This window comes from Mesorhizobium sp. Arg314 (assembly GCF_053714275.1).
The window spans coordinates 1-21,519 of record NZ_JBSKBP010000004.1 but is presented as its reverse complement, the minus strand read 5'-3'; the positions used below and the strand labels follow the sequence as shown (position 1 = coordinate 21,519).

Sequence of the window (21,519 nt, the reverse complement as noted above, 5' to 3'; positions counted from 1 at the left end):
ATTGCCTAAGTTGCCGTTAACCCGGAGGTCTCGGCAAGGAACCGCGGCAGCCGGCGCTGACTGCGCGGCAACGCGATCTTAAGGGTGCGGGGCCTAAAGAAGCTCATGACCGAAGCCGCTCCGCAAATAGGCCGGATCAGGCCCCGAAGCCTCTCTGACGTGGCCGTCGTCACCGTGGCGGCGATCATCGCGCTCTACATGGCTGAGCTTTATCTGCGCAAATTGTGGACCCTTGGTCCGGATGGTCTGTCGGGCCTCTCAAAGACTTTGCCTTACTGGGACTTCAGCAATCTCTGGGGCGGTGGGCGCATGGCGCTCGACGCGCATGTCGGCCTCCTTTTCGACGCGGATGCCTACCGGGCAGCCTTACGCGGCATGTTCACGCCAAATCTTCCAAATCAGGAATGGAGCTATCCGCCGAGCATCCTGATGATTGGCGCGCCGCTCGCGGCCCTGCCGATATTCCCCGCCTATCTTGTCTGGACGTTTGGAACCATTCTGTGCCTCTGGCTGGCAGTCCGGCCGCTAAAGTTGGGAGGAGCGGCGGAACTGGCGATTGTTTTGAGCCCTGCCGTTATCTGGGACGCGGTTTTCGGTCAGAACGGCGCGCTGACGACTGCCTTGCTGATCGGAGGCCTGGCCCTGGCGCCTCGACGTCCGGTTTTGGCAGGGGTTTTGTTCGGCCTTCTGACGATCAAGCCGCACCTTGGCATCCTCGTCCCGTTCTGCCTGCTCGCCAGTGGTAATTGGCGAGCAATCGTCGCCGCCGTCGCGACCACCATCGCGATCGTCCTGGCGACCGGCCTGTGCTTCGGCTTCGATGTCTGGACACAATTTCTGACTCAGACCCGGCCGTTGATGACCGCGATTATGGAAGCGCCTTTTCCACAGCACTATCATGCCAACGCAATAACCGTGTTTTTCACGGCACGGGCGCTCGGCTTCGGTGTCACAGCCGCTTATGGCCTGCAGGCGATCGCGACGATTGCCGCCATCGCCGCTGTCGTCTGGCTCTGGTGGCCGGACCGTAGAGTGGAACATCGTGAAAGGGTGGTCCTGACCGCCGTTCTTGCGATCCTCGCGACACCCTATGGCTATACCTACGACACGATCGGAGCCACGGTCGCGGTCGCCCTGCTGTTCACCTCGGTTTCGCGGCCGCCCGGTCTCGTTCTCGCGGCCTGCTGGCTCTACGCGTTCTTCGCGCACATCCTCAACAATGCCGGTTTCCATGTCGGCGTCCTGATGCCGTCGTTTCTTGCCGGCTGGATGTTTTTCTCGATATGGGTGCGAAGCCGCGAGGCGGACATGCTTCCGGCGCCAGCCGCGCGTATTTGATTGAGGCCGTTGTTTCTCAGGCCTCGATCAAAGCTTCCTCAACGCCACTTCCTCGATCAGGTGATTGGCGCCCTTGCGCAGGATAAGATCGGCCCGCGCCCTGGTCGGCAGGATGTTCTCGCGCAGGTTCTTCAGGTTGATGTTGGCCCAGAGCCCTTCGGCGATGGCCCGGGCGGCATCCTGCGAAAGCTGCGAATAGCGGTGAAAGAAGGAGTCCGGATTGCGGAAGGCGGTCTCGCGCAGCCGCATGAAACGCTGGATGTACCATTGATGGATCAGCTTCTCGTCGGCATCGATATAGATGGCGAAATCGAAGAAGTCGGACAGGAACGGCACGATCTTGCCGTCCTTCGGCAGCTTGCCCGGCTGCAGCACGTTGATGCCTTCGAAGATCAATATGTCCGGACGGTCGATGGTGACGAACTCGCCGGGGATGACGTCATAGGTCAGGTGCGAATAGACCGGCGCGCGGACACTGCTTTGCGCCGACTTGATGCCGGACAGGAACCTGAGCAGCGCGCCGACGTCGTAGCTCTCGGGGAACCCCTTGCGCTCCATCAGATTTTCGCGACGAAGGATCTCGTTGGGCAACAGGAAGCCGTCGGTGGTGATGAGGTCGACCTTCGGGCTCGAAGGCCAGCGCGCCAGAAGCTCCTTCAGCACGCGCGCCGTGGTCGACTTGCCGACCGCGACCGAGCCTGCGATGCCGATGATGAAGGGTGTCTTGACGATGTCCTGCGCGTTGAAAAAGGCCTGGCGCTGCCGGAACAGCAACTGGCTTGCCTCGACATGCGCCGAAAGCAGCCGCGACAGCGACAGATAGATGCGCTTGACCTCTTCGAGATCGACCGGGTCGTTGAGCGAGCGCAGCCGGTCGATCTCGTCCTCGGTCAGCGTCAGCGGCGTATCGGCGCGGAACTGCGACCATTGCTCGGCGGAGAAGAATCGATAGGGGGAATACTTCTCGGTAGGAGCAAGTTGGTCCATCGAGTTTCCTGCCCTCCTAGAGCATGATGCCGAAAAATGTGAAGCGGTTTTCGGGCGACATCATGCTCTATCCGTCTCTTTCAACCCTTCGACCGGGATGCCTTTTCGGCGATGCCCGAACGGCCGGTACGGGCCTCGAGCTCCTTGAGCACGTCGTCCAGCGGAACACCTGCCATGCCGAGGACGACCAGCCAATGATATACAAGATCGGCGCTTTCCGAAACGAGGGCTTTTTTGTCCGCCCTGACAGCGGCAATTACCGTCTCCACAGCCTCCTCGCCGAGCTTCTGCGCCGCCTTGTCCATACCCTTGGCGAACAGTTTCGCCGTCCACGAGTCCGGATCGCCGGAATGGGCGCGCTGATGAATGATCGATTCCAGCTCGGCGAGCGAAAAGTCTGCCATAACAGCCGTTTAAGCCTCAGAGGCCGTCGAGTCCAGCCGCATCGGCAGGCCGGCCTTGGCCATATGCGCTTTCGCCTCGGCGATCGTGTAGGTGCCGAAATGGAAGATCGAGGCTGCAAGCACCGCGCCGGCATGGCCGTCGCGGATACCTTCGACAAGGTGATCGAGCGTTCCGACACCGCCGGAAGCGATCACCGGCACGCGCACCGCATCGGCGATCGCGCGGGTCAGCGCAATGTCGTAGCCGGCCTTGGTGCCGTCGCGGTCCATCGAGGTCAAAAGGATCTCGCCGGCGCCGCGCTCGACCATGCGTCTGGCGAATTCGACCGCGTCGATGCCTGTCTTCTCGCGCCCGCCATGGGTGAATATCTCCCAGCGGTCGGCCTCGCCGGCTGCCGACACCTTCTTGGCGTCGATGGCAACGACGATGCACTGGTTGCCGAACTTGTCGGCGGCTTCCGCGACGAAATCCGGGTTCTTCACCGCCGCCGTGTTGATCGACACCTTGTCGGCGCCGGCCAGAAGCAGCTTGCGAATGTCGGCCACCTGGCGCACGCCGCCGCCGACGGTGAGCGGCATGAAGCACTGCTCGGCCGTTCTGGCGACCACCTCGAAGATCGTCTCGCGATTGTCCGACGATGCGGTGATGTCGAGGAAGCAGAGCTCGTCGGCGCCCGCGGCATCATAAGCCTTGGCGGCTTCGACCGGGTCGCCGGCATCGACGAGGTCGACGAAATTGACGCCCTTGACCACGCGGCCGTTCTTGACGTCGAGGCAGGGGATGACGCGGGCCTTCAGCATCACTTGCCTTCCAGCGTCGAGAGCAGGTCGACCACGAGCTCGCCGACCAGCGGCGGCACGTCGCCCTTGGGGTCGAAGGCCGGATCGTAGGCGGAAATGGTCAGCCCGGCGATGCTGAGCGGGCCGGCGAGGCCGCACATCGCAGTGCGCACCTGTTCGGGGGCCGGGCCGCCTTGCGTGGTGTAGCGGTTGGCCTGCAGCTTCTCCGGGTCGTGCACGTCGAGGTCGACATGCATGTGGACACGCCTTGCGCCGTCGGCTTTCAGTCTCTGCGCCGCGCTCTTCCAGTCCGGACACTCCGTCCTGATGATCGGCAGCTTTTCCAACAGCTCTTTTTCCGCGCTGTCGAGGTCGCGCGCGTTGACCAAAACGCAGCGCGACGGATCGATCGGCTTGAAGCCGGGGATCCGGTTCGCCATCGGCCGCCAGCAAAGGCCGAGCACGGTGGCCAGCGCCATGCCGTCAAGGAAGCCGGAGGTCGAGGTCTCAGGCGTGTTGAGGTCGCCATGCTGGTCGGCCCAGATGATGGCGTCGGCGCCTGCGCCGGCCACCGCACCCGCGCTGGTCAGGCAGTTGCCGGCAAGCACGATCGGAAACCGCTTTTTGTCGAGCGCGATGCGGACCTGACCCGAAACGGCGTTGCAGACGGCAAATCCGGTGCTGATCTCGCGCTCTTCTTCATCCTCGACCACCTTGCCGATGTCATGCACATCGACGTCGTGACCGGCGAGCTTCAGCGCCTCGGCCAGCCCGCCCGAGATCATCGCGTCCGGGCCCTGGCCGCAGCCGCCGTGGAAATGGCCGCTGTCGTAGGATGCCAGGATGATCGAAATGTTCACGCTCTTGCCTCCGCCCTCTCGCCGCGCAGGATGGCCAGCGCCTCGGCCGGATCGATACGTCCGTCATATAGGGCGCGGCCGGAGATCGCGCCTTCGAGTTTCTTCGCATCGGGCATGGTCATGCGCACGATGTCGGCGATCGAAGCGAGGCCGCCGGATGCGATCACAGGAATGGACACCGCCTCGGCGAGGCTGATCGTCGAATCCCAGTTGATGCCGGAAAGCACGCCGTCGCGGTCGATATCGGTGTAGATGATGGCGGCCACGCCCGCGCCTTCGAATTTCTTGGCCAGCTCGATGACGCCGAGCTCGGAGGCCTCGGCCCAGCCTTCGACCGCGACCTTGCCGCCCTTGGCGTCGATGCCGACGGCGACCTTGCCCGGGAAAGCCTTGCAGGCTTCCTTGACCAGATCCGGCTCGCGCACCGCGACCGTGCCCAGGATGACGCGGGCCAGGCCGCGATCCAGCCAGTCCTCGATCTGCGGCAGGGTGCGGATGCCGCCGCCGAGCTGCACCGGGTTCTTCGTCGCCTTGAGGATGGCGCCGACCGCGGCGCTGTTGACGCTCTGGCCTTGGAAGGCGCCGTTGAGGTCGACGACGTGCAGCCATTCAAAGCCCTGTTCCTCGAAGGCCTTGGCCTGCGCGGCAGGGTCGTCGTTGTAGATGGTGGCGGTGGCCATGTCGCCGTGTTTCAGGCGCACGCATTGGCCGTCCTTGAGGTCTATTGCCGGAAACAGGATCACGATCAGGCGCCCTCGACGATGACGAAATGGCCGGTCGAAGCGGCGAGCCGGAATTTCGAGGCATGCTGATATTCAGGCGACTGATAGCATTCGATCGCCTTGTCGTAGGATTCGAACTCGACCAGCACGTGACGGTTGCCGGTCGGCCCTTCCGGATTGTCGTAACGACCTGCCCGGACCGGAAACTTTGCGCCGTATTTCGCGAAGGCGGCGGCATTCGCTTCGATGTACTGCTTGTAGAGGTCCGGATCGCGGACATCGATCATCGCCATCCAATAGCCCTTCTTGCTCATCTCTCAGGGCCTCCATTTCAGGAAATTGGTGATCAGCGCCAGGCCGAGCGCCTGGCTCTTTTCGGGATGGAACTGCGTGCCGGCGAGGTTGTCGCTGGCCACCGCGGCCGTCACCGCGCCGCCATAGTCGGCGGTCGCCACGATCTCGGCAGGGTTCTTCGCTTCCAGGTGATAGGAATGGACGAAATAGGCGTGCAGCCCCTTCGGGCCGGTCTCGATGCCGGAAAACAGCGGGTGCTTGCGGGCAAGCTCGATCGTGTTCCAGCCGATCTGCGGGATCTTCAGCGCCGGATCGGAGGGCTGGATCTCCTTGACGTCGCCGGCGATCCAGCCGAGGCCCTTGGTGACGGTCTTTTCGAGACCGCGTTCCGACATCAGCTGCATGCCGACGCAGATGCCGAGGAAAGGCCGCCCCTTGGCAATGGCGACTTCCTCCACCGCCTCCCACATGCCGGCCACCCCGTGCAGGCCGGCGGCGCAATCGGCATAGGCGCCGACGCCCGGCAGCACGATGCGGTCGGCATTGCGCACCCGTTCGGCGTCGGCCGTAAGCTCGATCGTCGCGGCAAGGCCCGCCTCATGCGCGGCGCGCTCGAAGGCCTTGGTGGCCGAGCGCAGATTGCCCGAACCGTAGTCGATAATGGCTACCCGCATGTCATGGCCTTCCAGGCGTATGGGTCAGCCCCAGCGCCATGCCGGTCTGCGGCGGACGTGCCAGCGACGCGTCCGGCACGATGCGCTGCAGGGGAGCCGGCTGGTCGTCGTCTTCGTCGGCCTCCAGCGCATGGCGCATCTCGGCATCGCCAAGATTGCCGGCCTCGACCACTCCCCATTCGCGCCAGCCGTGTCGGCGCAGCGCCGCGATGCGCAGGCCCTGGCCTTCGAACCCGATAGAGAGCGAGACCAGCAGCGACAACATCGATCCGGCCCATTCGAGCCCAAGCCTTTCGCCAACCGCCGACAGGATCGCCATGACGACGAAGGTCAACACCGCCTCGATCCACAGCCTGTTCCACGCGAGCCAGAGCGGAGCGACCAGGAAACCCAGCCAGGTGAAGCTGTCGCGCACGAAACGTACGTCCTCGGCTTTGTTGCCTGCCGGCGGCTCCATCACGACATAGGTCGCCATAGGGCTATCCTTTCAGGGATCCCTTGGTGGAAGGCACCGCGTCAGGCTGGCGCGGATCGGGCTCCAGCGCCGCGCGCAACGCCCGCGCCACCGCCTTGAAGCAGGTTTCGGCGATATGATGGTTGTTGGCGCCGTAATGGTTGGTCACATGCAGCGTGATACCGGCATTCTGCGCCAGCGCCTGGAAGAACTCGCGCACCAGTTCGGTGTCGAAGGTGCCGATCTTCGGCGACGAGAAGGCGACGTTCCAGACCAGAAAGGGCCGGCCGGAGACGTCGATCGCCGCCCTGGTCAGCGTCTCGTCCATGGCGAGGTCGATCGAGGCATAGCGCATGATGCCGCGCCGCTCGCCCAGCGCCTTGCTCAATGCCTGGCCGATAGCGATGCCGGTGTCCTCGACCGTGTGGTGGTCGTCGATATGCAGGTCGCCCTTGGCCTTTATGGTCATGTCGATCAGTGAATGCCGCGACAGCTGGTCGAGCATATGGTCGAAGAAGCCGACGCCGGTCGAAATGTCGGCTTTGCCCTTGCCGTCGACATGGACCGAAACCGAAATGTCGGTTTCCCTGGTCTTGCGGCTGACTTCGGCGGAACGCGTCATCGTTCTGTCCTTGTTGCCCCGCTCGGAGGCTTCGGGCTTGAAAACGAAAGCCTTCTATCAGCATGATCGGGCGATTGCCAGTTGCCATTCCGGTCGCTATCGGGCTTGGCTTGGGGCGGTTTGCAATCGTTAGCCTCATGCATACATATGGCCGATCCAACTCACTCGTACCGCGCCAATCGCCTTCAGGAGGGATAGCGCGAATCGGAGCCAAAATGTCGAATGAACTCACCATGCACGCCACGACCATCATCAGCGTGCGTAAGGGCAACAAGGTTGTGATCGCCGGCGACGGCCAGGTCAGCCTTGGCCAGACCATCATGAAGGGCAACGCCCGCAAGGTGCGCCGCATCGGCAAGGGCGGCAGCGTCATTGCCGGCTTCGCCGGCGCCACCGCCGATGCCTTCACCCTGCTGGAGCGGCTCGAAGCCAAGCTCGAGCAATACCCGGACCAGCTGACGCGCGCCTGCGTCGAGCTCGCCAAGGACTGGCGCACCGACCGCTATCTGCGCCGCCTGGAAGCCATGATGCTGGTCGCCGACAAGTCGGTGTCGCTGGCGCTGACCGGCAATGGCGACGTGCTCGAGCCCGAACATGGCGTCATGGCCATCGGCTCCGGCGGCAACTACGCGCTGGCCGCGGCCCGCGCGCTGATCGACACCGAAAAGGACGCCGAGGAGATCGCCCGCAAGGCCATGCAGATCGCGTCCGACATCTGCGTCTACACCAACAACAACTTCGTCGTCGAAACGCTCGATGCCGCCTGAACAGCTGGCCATGATCCCAAAAAGTGGGACCCGGTTTTTGGAAAAGATCATGGCCAACCAAGGAAATAACTACGATTTTCGGCCGGTCACGCCAAAGGACCTGCCGATGATCGCCGGCTGGCTCAGAGAGCCGCATGTCGCCGCATGGTGGGACGATCCGGAGAAGGAAATCGCCGGAATCGGCGAGCATATCGATTCGGTCTCGGTCGAGCCGCTGATCGTCGAACTTGACGGCAGGCCGATCGCCTACCTGCAGAGCTACGATCCGCATATGGAGGACGACCATCCCTATGCCGACCAGCCGTTCGGCACGCTGGGCGTCGATCTGTCGATCGGCCCGCCGGAGCTGGTCGGTATCGGTCATGGCTCGGCCATCCTGCGCCAGTTCGCCGAGGAGCTTTTCGAGGAAGGCGCGCCGCGCGTCATCATCGATCCGCATCCCGGCAATGGCCGCGCCATCCGCGCCTATGAGAAGGCCGGCTTCAGGCCGATCGGCCGCAGGCATTCGCAATATGGGGAGGTCGTGCTGATGGCCGTCGATGCGGCCGAAGGCGACGAAAATCTGGGGGACTGACCGAATGACCGCGCCTGAAGTGGACAAGACGCTTTCCGCCTATGAAGACAGCTGGCGCATGGGCCTTCTGCTTGTGCTCGCCTTGGTCATTTTCCAGGCCGGCGCCTTGTACGGCATGGGCCATCCGCCGATCTGCACCTGCGGTTACGTCAAGCTCTGGCACGGCGTGGTCAACAGCTCGGAGAATTCCCAGCACATCGCCGACTGGTACACCTTCTCGCACATCATCCACGGCTTCCTGTTCTATGCTCTGGCGAGGTTCCTCTTTCCGCGTTCGCCGATCGGGCTGAGGCTGGCCTTCGCGGTCCTCATCGAAGGCGGTTGGGAGCTTCTGGAAAACAGCCCCTTCATCATCGACCGCTACCGTGCCGGCACCATCTCGCTCAACTATTACGGCGACTCGATCATCAACTCGGTGTCCGACACGCTGTTCATGGCGCTGGGATTTGTGATGGCGCGAAAGCTACCTATATGGGTGATCGTCGCCCTGGCGCTCATCTTCGAGCTCGGCACGGGCTACCTCATCCGGGACAATCTGACGCTCAACGTGATCATGCTGCTGCATCCGTTCGAGTCCATCAAGCAGTGGCAAAGTGGAATTTGAGTCTTATGAGCAGCTTTTCTCCCCGTGAAATCGTTTCGGAACTCGACCGCTTCATCATCGGCCAGAAGGACGCCAAGCGCGCCGTGGCGATTGCCTTGCGCAACCGCTGGCGCCGCCAGCAACTGGAAGGCCAGATGCGCGAAGAGGTGATGCCGAAGAACATCCTGATGATCGGCCCGACCGGCGTCGGCAAGACCGAAATCTCGCGCCGCCTGGCGCGGCTCGCCGGCGCGCCCTTCGTCAAGGTCGAGGCGACCAAGTTCACCGAGGTCGGCTATGTCGGCCGCGATGTCGAGCAGATCGTGCGCGACCTCGTCGAGGTCGCCATCGGCTTGGCGCGCGAGAAGATGCGCGAGGACGTCAACGCGCGCGCCCAGGTCAACGCCGAGGAACGCGTGCTTGAAGCCCTTGTCGGCAAGACGGCGAGCCCGGCGACGCGCGACAGCTTCCGCAAGAAGCTGCGCGAGGGCGAGCTCGACGACAAGGAGATCGAGATCGAGGTGGCCGACACCGGCACCGGCGGCATGCCCGGCTTCGAGATTCCCGGCATGCCCGGCGCCAATGTCGGCGTGCTCAACATCAACGACATGCTGTCGAAGGCGATGGGCGGCCGCAAGACCAAGACCCGCAAGACCACGGTGCGCGATTCCTACGCGCTCCTGGTCAACGACGAATCCGACAAGCTGCTCGATCAGGACGAAGTGGTGCGCAGGGCGCTGGAATCAGCCGAGAACGACGGCATCGTCTTCCTCGACGAGATCGACAAGATCGCGGCCAGGAGCGACATTTCGGGCGGCCCGTCGCGCGAAGGCGTGCAGCGCGACCTGCTGCCGCTGGTCGAAGGCACGACTGTTGCGACCAAGTATGGGTCGATTAAAACCGACCATATCCTGTTCATCGCCTCGGGTGCGTTCCACGTCTCCAAGCCGTCGGACCTTCTGCCCGAGCTGCAGGGCCGCCTGCCGATCCGCGTCGAGCTGCGCGCGCTGGAGAAGTCTGATTTCGTGCGCATCCTCACCGAGACGGAGGCGAGCCTGATCAAGCAGTATATCGCGCTGATGAAGACCGAAGGCGTCGAGCTGACCTTCACCGACGACGCCATCGATTCTCTCGCCGGCATCGCCGTCGACCTCAACGCCAGCGTCGAGAATATCGGCGCGCGGCGCCTGCAGACGGTCATGGAGCGCGTGCTGGACGAGATCTCCTACGACGCGCCGGACCGCAATGGCACCGCCGTCACCATCGACGCCGCCTATGTCGAGAAGCATGTCGGCGACCTGTCGCGCAACACCGACCTGTCGCGGTTCATCCTTTAAGCCCGGTCTTGATTTCGGGCTGGCCTACAGGCCGGCCCGAAAACGCCCTCCCGATGCCCCGATTTCGGGCCGGCTTCAGGCCGGCCTGAAACGCCCTTCCAATGCCCCGATTTCGGGCCGGCTTCAGGCCGGCCGGAAACGCCCTTCCAACGCAAAGTGTGGCCAAATGGAAGCATCTGGTCGCCATTCTTGGCGGCAGGTAGCAGCCTGCTCTCGACTCTGCCGAGCGCTTTACCTAGGTTGCCGCACATTCAAAGGCGGCGGCGGATGAAGAAATACCTGTTTCTTTTTGTTGGTCTTGCACTGGCGGCGGCGGTGACGATCGCCGATGCCGCGACCATGGTGCCGCCGGGCAACCGCAACAGCGTGCAGCCGGATATTCCGGGCGCGTCCAGCCGGCGCACCCAGGCGACCAACACCACCTTCCAGGCCAAATACCGCAAGGTCTACGCGCTGCTGCAGAACGACGCCGACCTGCGCGCCAAGATCAGGAAGGCGGCGGCGGCCTACGGCATCGACCCCATGCATATCGTCGGCGCCATCGTCGGCGAGCACACCTACAATGTCGACGCCTATGACCGGCTGCAGACCTACTACGTCAAGGCGATCTCCTATTTGTCGAGCAAGCTTACCTTTGCCTATGACGGCGAGGACGTCGGCGATTTCATCAAGCGGCCGGAATTCCAGAAATGCGCCGCCATGGACGACAGCTACGATCTTTGGGAATGCCGTGAGCAAGTCTGGAATCATTCGTTCCGCGGCGAGACCGTCGGCGGTGAGGATTTCCCCAACGACCGCTTCGGAGCCACCTTCTTCCAGCCCTATTACGCCGGCCAGACTTTTGGCCTCGGCCAGCTCAACCCGCTGACGGCGCTGCAGATGAGCGACCTGGTGCACAAGGTCTCGGGCCTGCCCAAGCTGGATGTCAGCGATCCCAACGCGGTCTACAAGACCATCATGGACCCGGACCTGACGCTGCCTTACGTCGCTGCGACGATCAAGAAGTCCATCGACGCCTATCGCAGCATTGCCGGCTTCGACATCTCGCGCAATCCGGGTATCACCGCGACGCTCTACAATGTCGGCAATCCCGAGCAGCGCGCCAATGCGCTGAAGGCCGAAAACGACAAGCGCCGCGCCGCCGGCGAACCGGAAAAGCTGCCCGAGGAAAACTATTACGGCTGGCTGGTCAACGACAAGCTCGACGAGCTGAAGGCGCTGTTTTAGGGGCCAAGCTTTGAGAGCGGAGCCAGGTTGGAGTTCAGTTCGACCGCTTTTGCGCTGCCCCTCATTGCCCTGCCGGGCATTTCTCCCCGTAAATGGGGAGAAAGAGGCTGTGTCGACGCTTTCGCCGATCTCGAACGTTGCAGAATGGGCGCCGAGGGCCGACAGCCCCCTTCTCCCCGTGAACGGGGAGAAGATGCCGGTAGGCAGATGAGGGGCAGCGCCGAGATCGACAATTGGCACGACAGCTCACGCCGCCAGCAGCGACTTCAGCTTGACCGCTTGCGAGCCCAGCGCTTCCGGCGCCGGCGTCGCCCGCTTCGCAATCAGCATCTCCGCCAACCGGATGTCGCGCGCCACCGCATTGCCGGGGCCGATGCCGCTGGCGGCAACCAGCCTGCCGTCCTCGGCCAGATGGAACAGGACGAAGGCGCCGTCGTCGAGGTCGCGCCGGACGCTCATGCGACCTTCGTCCGAAAGCCCGGCGATCTGCAAGGTGAGGCCGTACTGATCCGACCAGAACCACGGCACTGCGGCATGCGCCTCATCGGCGCCCAGCATGTTCTTGGCGGCTAAGGCGCCCTGCTCCTGCGCGTTGCGCCAGGCTTCCAGACGCACGCGCCGTCCGCCATAGACCGCGAGCGGGAACGAGCAGCAATCGCCGGCGGCGAAGATATCCGGATCGGCGGTGCGCAAACGCTCGTCGACGGCGATGCCGTTGTCGATCGCCAGACCGGCTTCGGCGGCAAGCGCCGTCACCGGCACGGCGCCGATGCCGATCACCGCGAGATCGGCGGCGATCTCCTGCCCGTCGGCCAGCGTGATGGCGACTTCCGCGCCCTCGTCGGCAATCGCCGCGATGCCCTGGCCGGTGCGGATCGAAACGCCCTCGGCCTCATGCGCCTTGTGGATGATCTCCGCAATCTCGGCGGGCACGCCGCGCATCAGGATGCGCGGCTGCGCCTCGATGACCGTGACCGCGGCGCCGAGCTTTCGCGCCGACGCGGCAAGCTCGAGGCCGATGAAGCCGCCACCGATGATGGCGACGCGGTTTCCGGCGCCGAGATGGGCGCGGATGGCGAGCGCGTCGTTGAAGGTCCTCAAATAAACGCAGCGCGACCCGAGACCCGGCATCGGCAGCTTGCGCGGCACCGATCCGGTCGCCAGCAGCAGCTTGCCGTAGGAAACGGAAGAGCCGTCCGACAGTTGCACGGCTCGTGCGGCACGGTCGATCGCAACGGCCCGGACGGAATGGATGTGACGGATCGAGCGCTCGGCGAAAAGCTCGTCGGTGGCGATCGCCTTGATGGCCGGGGCCTCGCCGGTCATGGCTTCCTTCGATAGCGGCGGCCGCTCATAGGGCAGATGCGGCTCGTCGCCGACCAGCGTCACCGGCCCGTCGAAACCCAGATCGCGCAGCGCAAGTGCGGCGCGGCCGCCGCATTCGCCGGCGCCGATGATCACCATTCCTCCCGTCATTGCCGTCACCCGATCTGAATAAGGACTTTGCCGGCATCGACCCTGACCGGATAGGTCTTGAGGTTGACGCACACCGGCGCGCCACGCGCGTCGCCGGTCTTGTAGTTGAAGCGGCCATTGTGCTTCGGGCACTCGATGATGTCGTCCATCACCAGCCCGTCGGCCAGATGCACCTTTTCATGCGTGCACAGGCCGTCGGTCGCGAAATATTCGTCGTCCGGGCTGCGGTAGATGGCAAAGGTACGGCCGGCATGGTCGAACCGCATCACGTCCTCTTCATCGATGTCTCCGGCCGCACAGGCCTCGACCCAGTCGTTCATCTCGTCCTCCGGCAAATTGTCTTGAGCATCATTCCGCCGCGGCAGCCATCGGAATGTCGTTATGCAGTTCCTCGCGATAGGGCCGCGCCGTCGGCGGCAGCTCGCGCTTGATGAAATAGTCCTGGTTGCGCAGCTGGCGCACGAAGGCCGGGATCATTTCGCGATAGCCGGCCAGGATCGACGGCGTCGGCGCCGGCAGGTCGTGCTGGATCATTTCGTGCAGCTTCGGCAGCGCGTGATAGGGCACCATCGGGAACATGTGGTGCTCCACATGGTAGTTCATGTTCCAGTAGATGAAGCGGCTGATCGGATTCATGTAGACGGTGCGGCTGTTCAGTCGGTGATCGGTGACGTTCTCGGCCAGTCCGCCATGCTGCAACAGCCCGACCATCACATGATGCCAGGCGCCGTAGAGCCGGGGCAGGCCGACCAGCATCAGCGGCAGGAACGAGCCGGTATAGAGCGCCAGCGCGATCGTGGCCGTGTATATCGCCGTCCAGATGCGGGCGATACGGATCGCCTTCGGCTGTTCCTGCTCGGGAATGAAGGTCTTTTCGGCGGCGCTGACGACGCCGGCGGCATTGCGCAGCATGTCGGCCATCGCATGCCAGGCATCGAGGATGCCGAAGAAGTTGAGCACAACGCGCAGCAGGTCCGGCGGCCGCATGACGGCGATTTCGGGATCGCGGCCGACGATGATGGTGTCGGTGTGGTGGCGCGTGTGGCTCCAGCGCCATGTCACCGGATTGCGCATGATCATGAAGCAGGCGATCTGGTAGACGGCGTCGTTCATCCACTGCGTGCGGAACGCCGTGCCGTGGCCGCATTCATGCCAGCGCGAGTCCGTCGCCGAGCCGTAGAGTACACCATAGACGAAGAAGAACGGCACGCACCACCAGGTGCCCCAAAGCAGTGCGCCCGCCGCGCCGCTGAGCGCCATGGAGCCGAGCCAGATGGCGGTATCGCGGATCGCCGGTTGGTCCGAGCGCTGCATCAATTCCTTCATCTGCTTGCGCGGGATTTCGGTGTGGTACCACTCGGCCGCCGCCAGCCCGCTCTCGACAGCGCGTTTTGCGTCGCGGCCGATCAGGCTGTAGTCGCGTGGCGACGCCGCGGCAGACGTCATGGCCGTCATTGAGGTTCCTCCATCAGCATCTGGCGAGCGGCTCAGATAAGTCCGGGCTCGTCCATGACTGGTTTCCACTTCAACATACCGCCAGCCTATGATAGTCTCAACATCAGAAAGATAGTTTCTATCATTTTCTATCAGACTGAGATATGTTCATTCGGGTTAGCGATGGAGCATTCATGGCAAAGCGGCCGACCATTACCGATCTCGCCCGCGTTGCGGGCGTCAGTGTCGCCACCGTCGACAGAGTGCTGAACAGTCGCCTGCCGGTGCGCGAGGAGACGGCGCGCCGGGTCTATGAGGCCGCCACCGAGATCGGCTACCACGCGGCGGGTTTGATCAAGCAGCGCATGCGCCAGGAATTGCCGGAATATCGGCTCGGCTTCCTGCTGCTCAGGGGCAATGATGTCTTCTATGGCGATTTCGCCAGCGAGCTCGAGCTGGCGGTTGCACAGTCGCAACGATTCCGCGGCACTGCTGCGATCGACTTCGCCGCTTCGCTGGCGCCCGACGAGATCGCCGACCAGATGCGCAAGCTGGCTGCCAAATCGAGAGCCATCGCCGTCGTCGGTCCGGATCATCCGACGCTGACGGCGGTCGTGGAGGCGCTGAAGGCGAGGGGGCAGCCGGTCTTCTCGCTGCTGTCCGACTTTGCCGCCGGCATCCGCGAGGGTTACGTCGGTCTCGACAACCGCAAGGTCGGGCGCAGCGCGGCATGGATGATCGCCAAGGCGGCCAGGAAGCCCGGCAAGGTCGCGCTCTTCGTCGGCAGCCACCGCTTCCACGGCCATGAGCTGCGCGAGATCGGCTTCCGCTCCTATTTCCGCGAGCACGCGCCGGATTTCACCGTGATGGAGACGCTGGTCAACCTCGAAGCCAATGATGTGACGCACGATGCCATGCTCGATCTTCTGGCGCGCCATCCCGATCTTGCCGGCTGCTACGTCGCCGGCGGCGGAATGGAAGGCGCGGTCTCGGCGCTGAGGACGGCGAACCCGGTTGAGATGCCGGTCGTCATCTGCAACGAGATCAACGCCGTCTCTCGCGCAGCACTTGCCGACAACATCCTCACCATGGTGATCTCGACGCCGCTTGCCGCGCTCTGCCGGGAACTCGTCGGGCTGATGGCGCATGCCATCGAAAGCGGCGCCGCCAATGCGCCCGGACAGACCTTCCTGCCCTTCGACATCTATCTGCCGGAAAACATCTAGGCCCCAGCACAGAGATTTTGACCGGTCGGCTTTGCTTGCGTTGGCAGATGGCATGCCTTGGAGATTGGCCGAAACGCTCACCCCGTCGTCATGCTAGGGCGGAGCGGGAAGCGAAGCGTACCGCGTAGACCCTGGAATCCATGCCGTGGCCTTGATCGAAGGCGCTGCGGAGCAGAATTCTGCACCGCAGCAACGCTTCAACGGAAAATCTTGCACCAAGACAAACGGCAACCTTTCAAAATCCCTGTGTCGGGGAACTGACCCCCGGAGCGATGGAATCGATGTGAAAGAACCCATCAGGCTGATGGATTCTTTCATGGCGGTTCGCGGGGTTCGGGCACAGGTTTCGATGAGCGCGATCGAAAAACCGGCGGCCTCGGTTGGAATCGCCCTTGACGTCGCCAAGCGAAATGGAATAAATATTTCACTAGCTAGGCTTTTTGGTTCTTTCGTTCCGAGAGCGTCTGTTTGAACGGAGGATGAGGCGTTCCATCGCGTTGGTAACGCCATGCGGCCGCAGGGAGAGATTCCCCGGGCAAACCGGGGATTCCGGTTCAATGGGTGCAGCCGGACACCAAGTGGAGGAGAGATAAAATGAAGAAACTGCTTTTGGGCGTCGCGCTTTCGGCGCTGATGTGCTCATCCGCCTTCGCCGCCAAGATCGGCGTTTCGATGGCCAAGTTCGACGACAACTTCCTGACCGTGCTGCGCAACGGCATGATCGCGCAGGCCAAGGGCATGAGCGGCGTCGAGTTGCAGGTCGAGGACGCGCAGAACGACGTGGCCAAGCAGCTCGACCAGATCAAGAACTTTGCCGCATCGGGCGTCGACGCCATCATCGTCAATCCGGTCGATACCTCGGCCACCCAGGCGATGTCGGACGCGGCCGCCGCCGCCAAGATCCCGCTGGTCTATGTCAATCGCCAGCCGGTCAATGTCGACTCGCTGCCTGGCAACCAGGCCTTCGTCGCTTCGAACGAGTCCGAATCCGGCACGCTCGAGACCAAGGAAGCCTGCCGCCTGTTCAAGGAAGCCGGCAAGAAGGAAGCCAATGTCTATGTGATCATGGGCGAGCTTTCCAACCAGGCCGCGGTGCAGCGCACCAAGGACATCGAGGAAGTGATCGCCACCCCGGACTGCAGCTTCATCAAGATCATCGACAAGCAGACCTCGAACTGGGATCGTGACCAGGCGCAGAACCTGATGACCAACTGGCTGTCGTCCGGCAAGCCGTTCGACGGCGTCATCGCCAACAACGACGAAAGCGCCATCGGTGCCATCCAGGCGATGAAGGCCGCCAATGTCGACATGAAGTCGGTGGTCGTCGGCGGCGTCGACGCCACGCAGGACGCGCTGGCGGCGATGCAGGCCGGCGATCTCGATGTAACGGTGTTCCAGGACGCTGCCGGCCAGGGTGCCGGCGCGCTGGATGCGGCGCTGAAGCTCGCCAAGGGTGAGAAGGTCGAGCACAAGGTCTACGTGCCCTTCCAACTCGTCACGCCGGCGAACATCGACAAGTTCTTGAAGAAGAACTGAGGCCGCGCCGACGCAATTCCGGGAAAAGTGTGTAGCGGTTTTCCGTACGGGATTGCGTGAAGACAAACCGTGGGTTGGCGCCGCGACGCATCGGACTGGCTGAAATCGGCTCCCGATGAAGCGGCGCCGCTCTGTTCCTCTCCCGCCCCACCAGGCGGGAGAACGGGTGCGGTCATTCGGAGGAAGAAGACGTGTCACAGACATCGCATGGCATCGGCGGGCTGAGTTATGACGCCAAGAAGCGTCCATGGCCTGCCGAGTTCAACGTGTTCCTGGCGCTGGTCATTCTCGTCGCCGCCTTCGAACTGATCGGCCGCGTCTTCCTCGGCGACAGCTTCCTGTTCAACACCCGCGAGAACGTTTCAGGGCTGTTCAACGAGCAGCGCCTGCAGATCATCATTCTGCAGGTGTCGATCGTCGGCATCATCGCCATCGGCGTCACCCAGGTCATCATCTGCGGCGGCATCGACCTGTCCTCGGGCTCGATCGTCGGCGCCACCGCCATGATCGCCATGAGTTTCGCGCAGGTTGCCACCGTCAACGGCAATCCCAATCCCAAGGCGATGTTCATCGACTATGGACTGACCGACCTGCCGGTCATCGTGCCGCTGCTGGTCGCGGTCGGCTGCGGCCTGATCGGCGGCCTGATCAACGGCCTGTTGATCGCCTACACCCGCATTCCCCCTTTCATCGCCACGCTCGGCATGATGGTCACCGCACGCGGCATCGCCAAATGGTGGTCGAAGGGCCAGCCGATCTCGTTCCCGACCGACAGCTTCGCGGCCATCGGCAAGGGCCTGATGCCGGTCGTCATCTTCATCTCGCTGGCGATCCTGTTCCAGCTCATCCTGACCTACACGAAATACGGCAAGCACTGCTACGCCATCGGCTCGAACGAAGACGCCGCGCGCATGTCCGGTATCAAGATCGCCAACCACAAGGTGCTGGTCTATGCCATCGCCGGTATCTTGGCAGCGATCGCCGCCGTGGTGTTGTCCTCCAAGAACCTCACCGCCCAGGCCGGCATGGGCGTTATGTACGAGCTCGACGCCATCGCCATGGCGGTCATCGGCGGCGTTTCGCTGTCGGGCGGCCGCGGCTCCATCATCGGCACCGTGATCGGCTCGCTGATCTTCGGCGTCATCATTTCCGGCTTCACCTTCCTGCGCCTCGATGCCTATTATCAGGAAATGGTCAAGGGCGTGATCATCGTCGGCGCGGTCGTTCTCGATCAATGGCGCCAGCGTCGCCGGGCGATAGGAGCTTGAGCATGTCCGACATCGTTCTGAAGACCGAAAACCTCACCAAGCACTATGGCGGCGTGCACGCGCTGCAGGAGGCGAATTTCGAGCTGCGCAAGGGCGAGCATGTCGCCATCATGGGCGACAACGGCGCCGGCAAGTCGACCTTCGTGCGACAGATCACCGGCGTCGAGCAGCGCACCGAGGGCAAGATCTGGTTCGACGGCAAGGAAGTGAATTTCGCCGGCCCGATCGAGGCGCGCGAGGCGGGCATCGAGACCGTGTTCCAGAACCTCGCTCTGGCCGACGATCTCGACGTGCCGTCGAACCTGTTCCTCGGTCGCGAGAAGGTGCTGTTCAACCTCGGCCCATTTTCGATCCTCGACCGCAAGGCGATGCGCAAGGCGACCGAGGCGGCACTCGTTCGCACGGCGGTGAAGATCCCCAATCTGTCCAGCACCATCCGCCACATGTCGGGCGGCCAGCGCCAGTGCGTGGCGATCGCCAGGACGGCCACCTTCGCCTCCAAGCTGATCATCATGGACGAGCCGACGGCAGCCCTCGGCGTGCAGGAGACGGCGCAGGTCGAAAACATCATCCGCACGCTCAAGGAAAACGGCGAGCCGCTGATTCTGGTCAGCCACAACATGCGCCAGGTGTTCGACCTGGTCGACCGCATCGTCGTCTTCCGCCGCGGCAAGATCGTCGCCAATCTGCGCAAGCAGGACACCGACGGCAACGACATCGTCGCCTACATCACCGGCGCCAAGACCGGACAGGCGGAATTGCAGGCCGCCTGACGGGCGCCACGACGGGATCGAACAATCGTCCGCGCCGACAGGCGCGGACATGCCCATAAAACCCACCCTCGAAGGACATTCCATGACACTCCGCTTCGCTCTCCTCGGCGCCGGCCGTATCGGCAAGGTGCATGCCCGCGCCGTTGCCTCCAACCCACAGGCCAAGCTCGTGGCGGTGGCCGATGCCTTCGAGAAGGCGGCGACTGAACTGGCCTCCGCCTATGGCGCCGAAGTGCGCACGATCGATGCCATCGAGAAGGCCAAGGACATCGATGCCGTCATCATCTGCACGCCGACCGACACCCATGCCGACCTGATCGAGCGCTTCGCCAAGGCCGGCAAGGCGATCTTCTGCGAAAAGCCGATCGATCTTTCCGTCGAGCGCGTCGAAAAATGCCTGGCCGTGGTCGAGAAGACCAATGCTGTGCTGATGGTCGGCTTCAACCGTCGCTTCGACCCGCATTTCGCCGCCGTCCGCAAGGCGATCGACGACGGCGCCATCGGCACGGTCGAAATGGTCACCATCACGTCGCGCGATCCGGCTGCCCCGCCGCTCGATTACATCGCCCGTTCCGGCGGCATTTTCCGCGACATGACCATCCACGATTTCGACATGGCGCGCTTCCTGCTCGGCGAGGAGCCGGTCGCCGTCAGCGCCCACGCCTCGGTGCTGGTCGACAAGAAGATCGGCGAAGCAGGCGATTTCGACTCGGTCAGCGTCATCCTCGAAACCGCGTCCGGCAAGCAGGCCGTCATCTCCAATTCGCGCCGCGCCACCTATGGCTACGACCAGCGCATCGAGGTGCATGGCTCGAAGGGCATGGTCGCGGCCGAGAACCAGCGGCCGGTGTCGATCGAGCTCGCCAACGAAAAGGGCTACACCCGGCCGCCGCTGCACGACTTCTTCATGACCCGTTACATCGACGCCTATGCCAACGAGATCGCCTCCTTCATCGCCGCCAAGAGCGCCGGCAAGAACGCTTCGCCAAGCGGCAAGGACGGGCTGATCGCGCTGAAGCTCGCCGACGCGGCGCTGAAATCGGCGACGACAGGCAAGACCGTCCGCGTCGATTGAACGTTTGAACACAGATTACAGGAGCACAGCGATGAACGGTTTGGCCGGTCGCAATTCACAAACGCGCGCCATCGTCACCGGCGGTGCGCAAGGCATCGGCTTCGCCGTTGCCGAGGCCTTGGCCGACGAGGGCTGCCGCGCGGTGGCGCTGATCGGCCGCTCGCAGGAGAAGGGCGACCAAGCGGTCGCAGCGCTCAGGAAGAGCGGGGTCGACGCCATCTTCATCAGCGCCGATGTCGCCAAGGTCGCCGACTGCAAGCGCGCGGTAGCAACCGCGATCGCCCATTTCGGCACGCTTAACGCGCTGGTCAATGCCGCTGCCACCTCGGCGCGCGGCTCGCTGGTCGAGACGTCGGAAGAGCTTTTCGACCAGATATTCGACACCAATGTGCGTGGGCCCTTCTTCCTGATGCAGGGTCTTGTCGCGCATCTCCTGGAGCGCAAGGCGCCAGGCTCGATCGTCAATGTGCTGTCGATGTCGGCGCATGCCGGCCAGTCCTTCCTGACGCCCTATTCGACAAGCAAGGGCGCGCTGATGACGCTGACCAAGAATGTCGCGAGCTCCTACCGGAAGAACCGCATCCGCTGCAACGCCGTGCTGCCCGGCTGGATGGACACCGAGGGCGAGGCGATCGTGCAGAAGAAGTGGCACGCAGCGCCCGACGACTGGTTGGAAAAGGCCGAAGCCGCGCAGCCGATGGGCCAGCTGGTCAAGCCTGCGCAACTCGCCCGGCTGATTACCTATATGCTCAGCCCGCAGGCCGGCGTCATGACGGGATCGCTTGTCGACTACGACCAGAACATCGCTGGGGTGGTCGGGGAGTAAGCGCAGGGGAGCCTAGCGGAGACGCCAGTCACTTCGTCATCCACGGGCGGAGCAAGGAGCGAAGCGACGCGGCGCCGACCCGAGGATCCATGCCGCGACTTCTAGGCGTCGCTGCGGTCCAGAATTCTTCTCCGCTGCGCTCGTCGGCCGGTGTCGCGGAATGGATCCCAGGGTCTTCGCGACGGAGCTGCGCTCCTTCGCCCTGGGATTGTTTGAGAAGGATCGGGTAGTTTGGCGGCCGGGACTGCGGCCCATCACAGCCGGCAGTCCCGGCGGCAGGCG

General features: G+C 63.5%; 25 protein-coding genes. 13 read left to right on the top strand and 12 right to left on the bottom strand.

What is annotated here, in order from left to right; genetic code table 11:
- Positions 1-309 precede the first annotated feature (309 nt).
- Positions 310-1,338 (top strand): glycosyltransferase family 87 protein, encoded by a 1,029-nt coding sequence (locus ACWGS9_RS05765; RefSeq protein WP_454504323.1) that lies wholly within the window; start codon positions 310-312, stop codon positions 1,336-1,338.
- A gap of 27 nt (positions 1,339-1,365) precedes the next feature.
- Here ACWGS9_RS05765 and coaA read toward each other — a convergent pair whose 3' ends face one another.
- The 9 genes from coaA to hisB form a co-directional block, all read right to left on the bottom strand.
- A complete protein-coding gene (coaA, locus tag ACWGS9_RS05760; RefSeq protein WP_454504322.1) occupies positions 1,366-2,325 on the bottom strand; it encodes a type I pantothenate kinase in 960 nt (319 codons plus the stop codon).
- An 80-nt stretch (positions 2,326-2,405) separates the two neighbouring features.
- On the bottom strand, positions 2,406-2,729 hold the full coding sequence (locus ACWGS9_RS05755; protein ID WP_454504321.1) for a phosphoribosyl-ATP diphosphatase: 324 nt from the start codon (positions 2,727-2,729) through the stop codon (positions 2,406-2,408).
- Positions 2,730-2,738: 9 nt separating this feature from the next.
- Entirely contained in the window at positions 2,739-3,533 is a 795-nt protein-coding gene (gene hisF / locus ACWGS9_RS05750; RefSeq protein WP_454504320.1) for an imidazole glycerol phosphate synthase subunit HisF, read from the bottom strand.
- Positions 3,530-4,369 (bottom strand): arginase family protein, encoded by an 840-nt coding sequence (locus ACWGS9_RS05745; RefSeq protein WP_454504319.1) that lies wholly within the window; start codon positions 4,367-4,369, stop codon positions 3,530-3,532. The genes hisF and ACWGS9_RS05745 overlap by 4 nt, the downstream gene beginning before the upstream one ends.
- Positions 4,366-5,112, bottom strand: coding sequence for a 1-(5-phosphoribosyl)-5-[(5-phosphoribosylamino)methylideneamino]imidazole-4-carboxamide isomerase (gene hisA, locus ACWGS9_RS05740; RefSeq protein WP_454504318.1), 747 nt, complete (start codon positions 5,110-5,112; stop codon positions 4,366-4,368). The genes ACWGS9_RS05745 and hisA overlap by 4 nt, the downstream gene beginning before the upstream one ends.
- Before the next feature lie 2 nt (positions 5,113-5,114).
- The gene (locus ACWGS9_RS05735; protein ID WP_454504317.1) at positions 5,115-5,405 is read right to left on the bottom strand and encodes a DUF1330 domain-containing protein; all 291 of its coding nucleotides are present in this window, start codon (positions 5,403-5,405) and stop codon (positions 5,115-5,117) included.
- 3 nt (positions 5,406-5,408) lie between these two features.
- Positions 5,409-6,059 carry an imidazole glycerol phosphate synthase subunit HisH gene (gene hisH / locus ACWGS9_RS05730; RefSeq protein ID WP_454504316.1) on the bottom strand — a complete coding sequence of 217 codons (651 nt, stop codon included), beginning with the start codon at positions 6,057-6,059 and terminating at the stop codon, positions 5,409-5,411.
- Position 6,060: 1 nt separating this feature from the next.
- A complete protein-coding gene (locus tag ACWGS9_RS05725; RefSeq protein WP_454504315.1) occupies positions 6,061-6,534 on the bottom strand; it encodes a DUF2628 domain-containing protein in 474 nt (157 codons plus the stop codon).
- A 4-nt stretch (positions 6,535-6,538) separates the two neighbouring features.
- Complete coding sequence (gene hisB / locus ACWGS9_RS05720) at positions 6,539-7,135, bottom strand: imidazoleglycerol-phosphate dehydratase HisB (protein WP_320214878.1); 597 nt, start codon at positions 7,133-7,135, stop codon at positions 6,539-6,541.
- Positions 7,136-7,350: 215 nt separating this feature from the next.
- Here hisB and hslV point away from each other — a divergent pair, with 215 nt between their 5' ends.
- The 5 genes from hslV to ACWGS9_RS05695 all read left to right on the top strand — a co-directional run bounded on the left by hslV (position 7,351) and on the right by ACWGS9_RS05695 (position 11,623).
- The gene (hslV, locus tag ACWGS9_RS05715) at positions 7,351-7,902 is read left to right on the top strand and encodes an ATP-dependent protease subunit HslV (RefSeq protein ID WP_454504314.1); all 552 of its coding nucleotides are present in this window, start codon (positions 7,351-7,353) and stop codon (positions 7,900-7,902) included.
- Between the two features lie 49 nt (positions 7,903-7,951).
- Positions 7,952-8,476, top strand: coding sequence for a GNAT family N-acetyltransferase (locus tag ACWGS9_RS05710; protein WP_454504313.1), 525 nt, complete (start codon positions 7,952-7,954; stop codon positions 8,474-8,476).
- Positions 8,477-8,480: 4 nt separating this feature from the next.
- Entirely contained in the window at positions 8,481-9,080 is a 600-nt protein-coding gene (locus ACWGS9_RS05705; protein ID WP_454504312.1) for a DUF2585 domain-containing protein, read from the top strand.
- Between the two features lie 5 nt (positions 9,081-9,085).
- The gene (gene hslU / locus ACWGS9_RS05700) at positions 9,086-10,396 is read left to right on the top strand and encodes an ATP-dependent protease ATPase subunit HslU (protein WP_454504311.1); all 1,311 of its coding nucleotides are present in this window, start codon (positions 9,086-9,088) and stop codon (positions 10,394-10,396) included.
- Between the two features lie 267 nt (positions 10,397-10,663).
- Entirely contained in the window at positions 10,664-11,623 is a 960-nt protein-coding gene (locus ACWGS9_RS05695) for a DUF1402 family protein (protein ID WP_454504310.1), read from the top strand.
- Between the two features lie 246 nt (positions 11,624-11,869).
- On the opposite strand, the gene ACWGS9_RS05690 is transcribed toward ACWGS9_RS05695, so the two are convergent.
- The 3 genes from ACWGS9_RS05690 to ACWGS9_RS05680 are packed head-to-tail and all read right to left on the bottom strand — an operon-like array spanning position 11,870 to position 14,554.
- On the bottom strand, positions 11,870-13,099 hold the full coding sequence (locus ACWGS9_RS05690; RefSeq protein ID WP_454504309.1) for an NAD(P)/FAD-dependent oxidoreductase: 1,230 nt from the start codon (positions 13,097-13,099) through the stop codon (positions 11,870-11,872).
- 5 nt (positions 13,100-13,104) lie between these two features.
- Positions 13,105-13,419, bottom strand: a complete 315-nt coding sequence (locus ACWGS9_RS05685; protein ID WP_320214884.1) for a MocE family 2Fe-2S type ferredoxin — start codon at positions 13,417-13,419, stop codon at positions 13,105-13,107.
- 28 nt (positions 13,420-13,447) lie between these two features.
- Entirely contained in the window at positions 13,448-14,554 is a 1,107-nt protein-coding gene (locus ACWGS9_RS05680; protein WP_454504308.1) for a fatty acid desaturase family protein, read from the bottom strand.
- A gap of 173 nt (positions 14,555-14,727) precedes the next feature.
- On the opposite strand from ACWGS9_RS05680, the gene ACWGS9_RS05675 reads away from it, so the two are divergent.
- From ACWGS9_RS05675 to ACWGS9_RS05645, 7 genes are all read left to right on the top strand, one after another.
- Positions 14,728-15,759 carry a LacI family DNA-binding transcriptional regulator gene (locus ACWGS9_RS05675; RefSeq protein ID WP_454504307.1) on the top strand — a complete coding sequence of 344 codons (1,032 nt, stop codon included), beginning with the start codon at positions 14,728-14,730 and terminating at the stop codon, positions 15,757-15,759.
- Positions 15,760-15,904: 145 nt separating this feature from the next.
- Positions 15,905-16,231, top strand: a complete 327-nt coding sequence (locus ACWGS9_RS05670) for a hypothetical protein (RefSeq protein ID WP_454504306.1) — start codon at positions 15,905-15,907, stop codon at positions 16,229-16,231.
- A gap of 122 nt (positions 16,232-16,353) precedes the next feature.
- Positions 16,354-17,295: a sugar ABC transporter substrate-binding protein gene (locus tag ACWGS9_RS05665; protein ID WP_454504305.1), complete on the top strand. Its 942-nt coding sequence runs from the start codon at positions 16,354-16,356 to the stop codon at positions 17,293-17,295.
- A gap of 191 nt (positions 17,296-17,486) precedes the next feature.
- Entirely contained in the window at positions 17,487-18,563 is a 1,077-nt protein-coding gene (locus ACWGS9_RS05660) for an ABC transporter permease (protein WP_454504304.1), read from the top strand.
- A 2-nt stretch (positions 18,564-18,565) separates the two neighbouring features.
- Positions 18,566-19,336: an ATP-binding cassette domain-containing protein gene (locus ACWGS9_RS05655; protein ID WP_320214887.1), complete on the top strand. Its 771-nt coding sequence runs from the start codon at positions 18,566-18,568 to the stop codon at positions 19,334-19,336.
- A gap of 82 nt (positions 19,337-19,418) precedes the next feature.
- On the top strand, positions 19,419-20,411 hold the full coding sequence (gene iolG / locus ACWGS9_RS05650; RefSeq protein ID WP_454504303.1) for an inositol 2-dehydrogenase: 993 nt from the start codon (positions 19,419-19,421) through the stop codon (positions 20,409-20,411).
- Between the two features lie 31 nt (positions 20,412-20,442).
- Complete coding sequence (locus tag ACWGS9_RS05645; protein WP_454504302.1) at positions 20,443-21,237, top strand: SDR family oxidoreductase; 795 nt, start codon at positions 20,443-20,445, stop codon at positions 21,235-21,237.
- Positions 21,238-21,519: the final 282 nt, after the last annotated feature.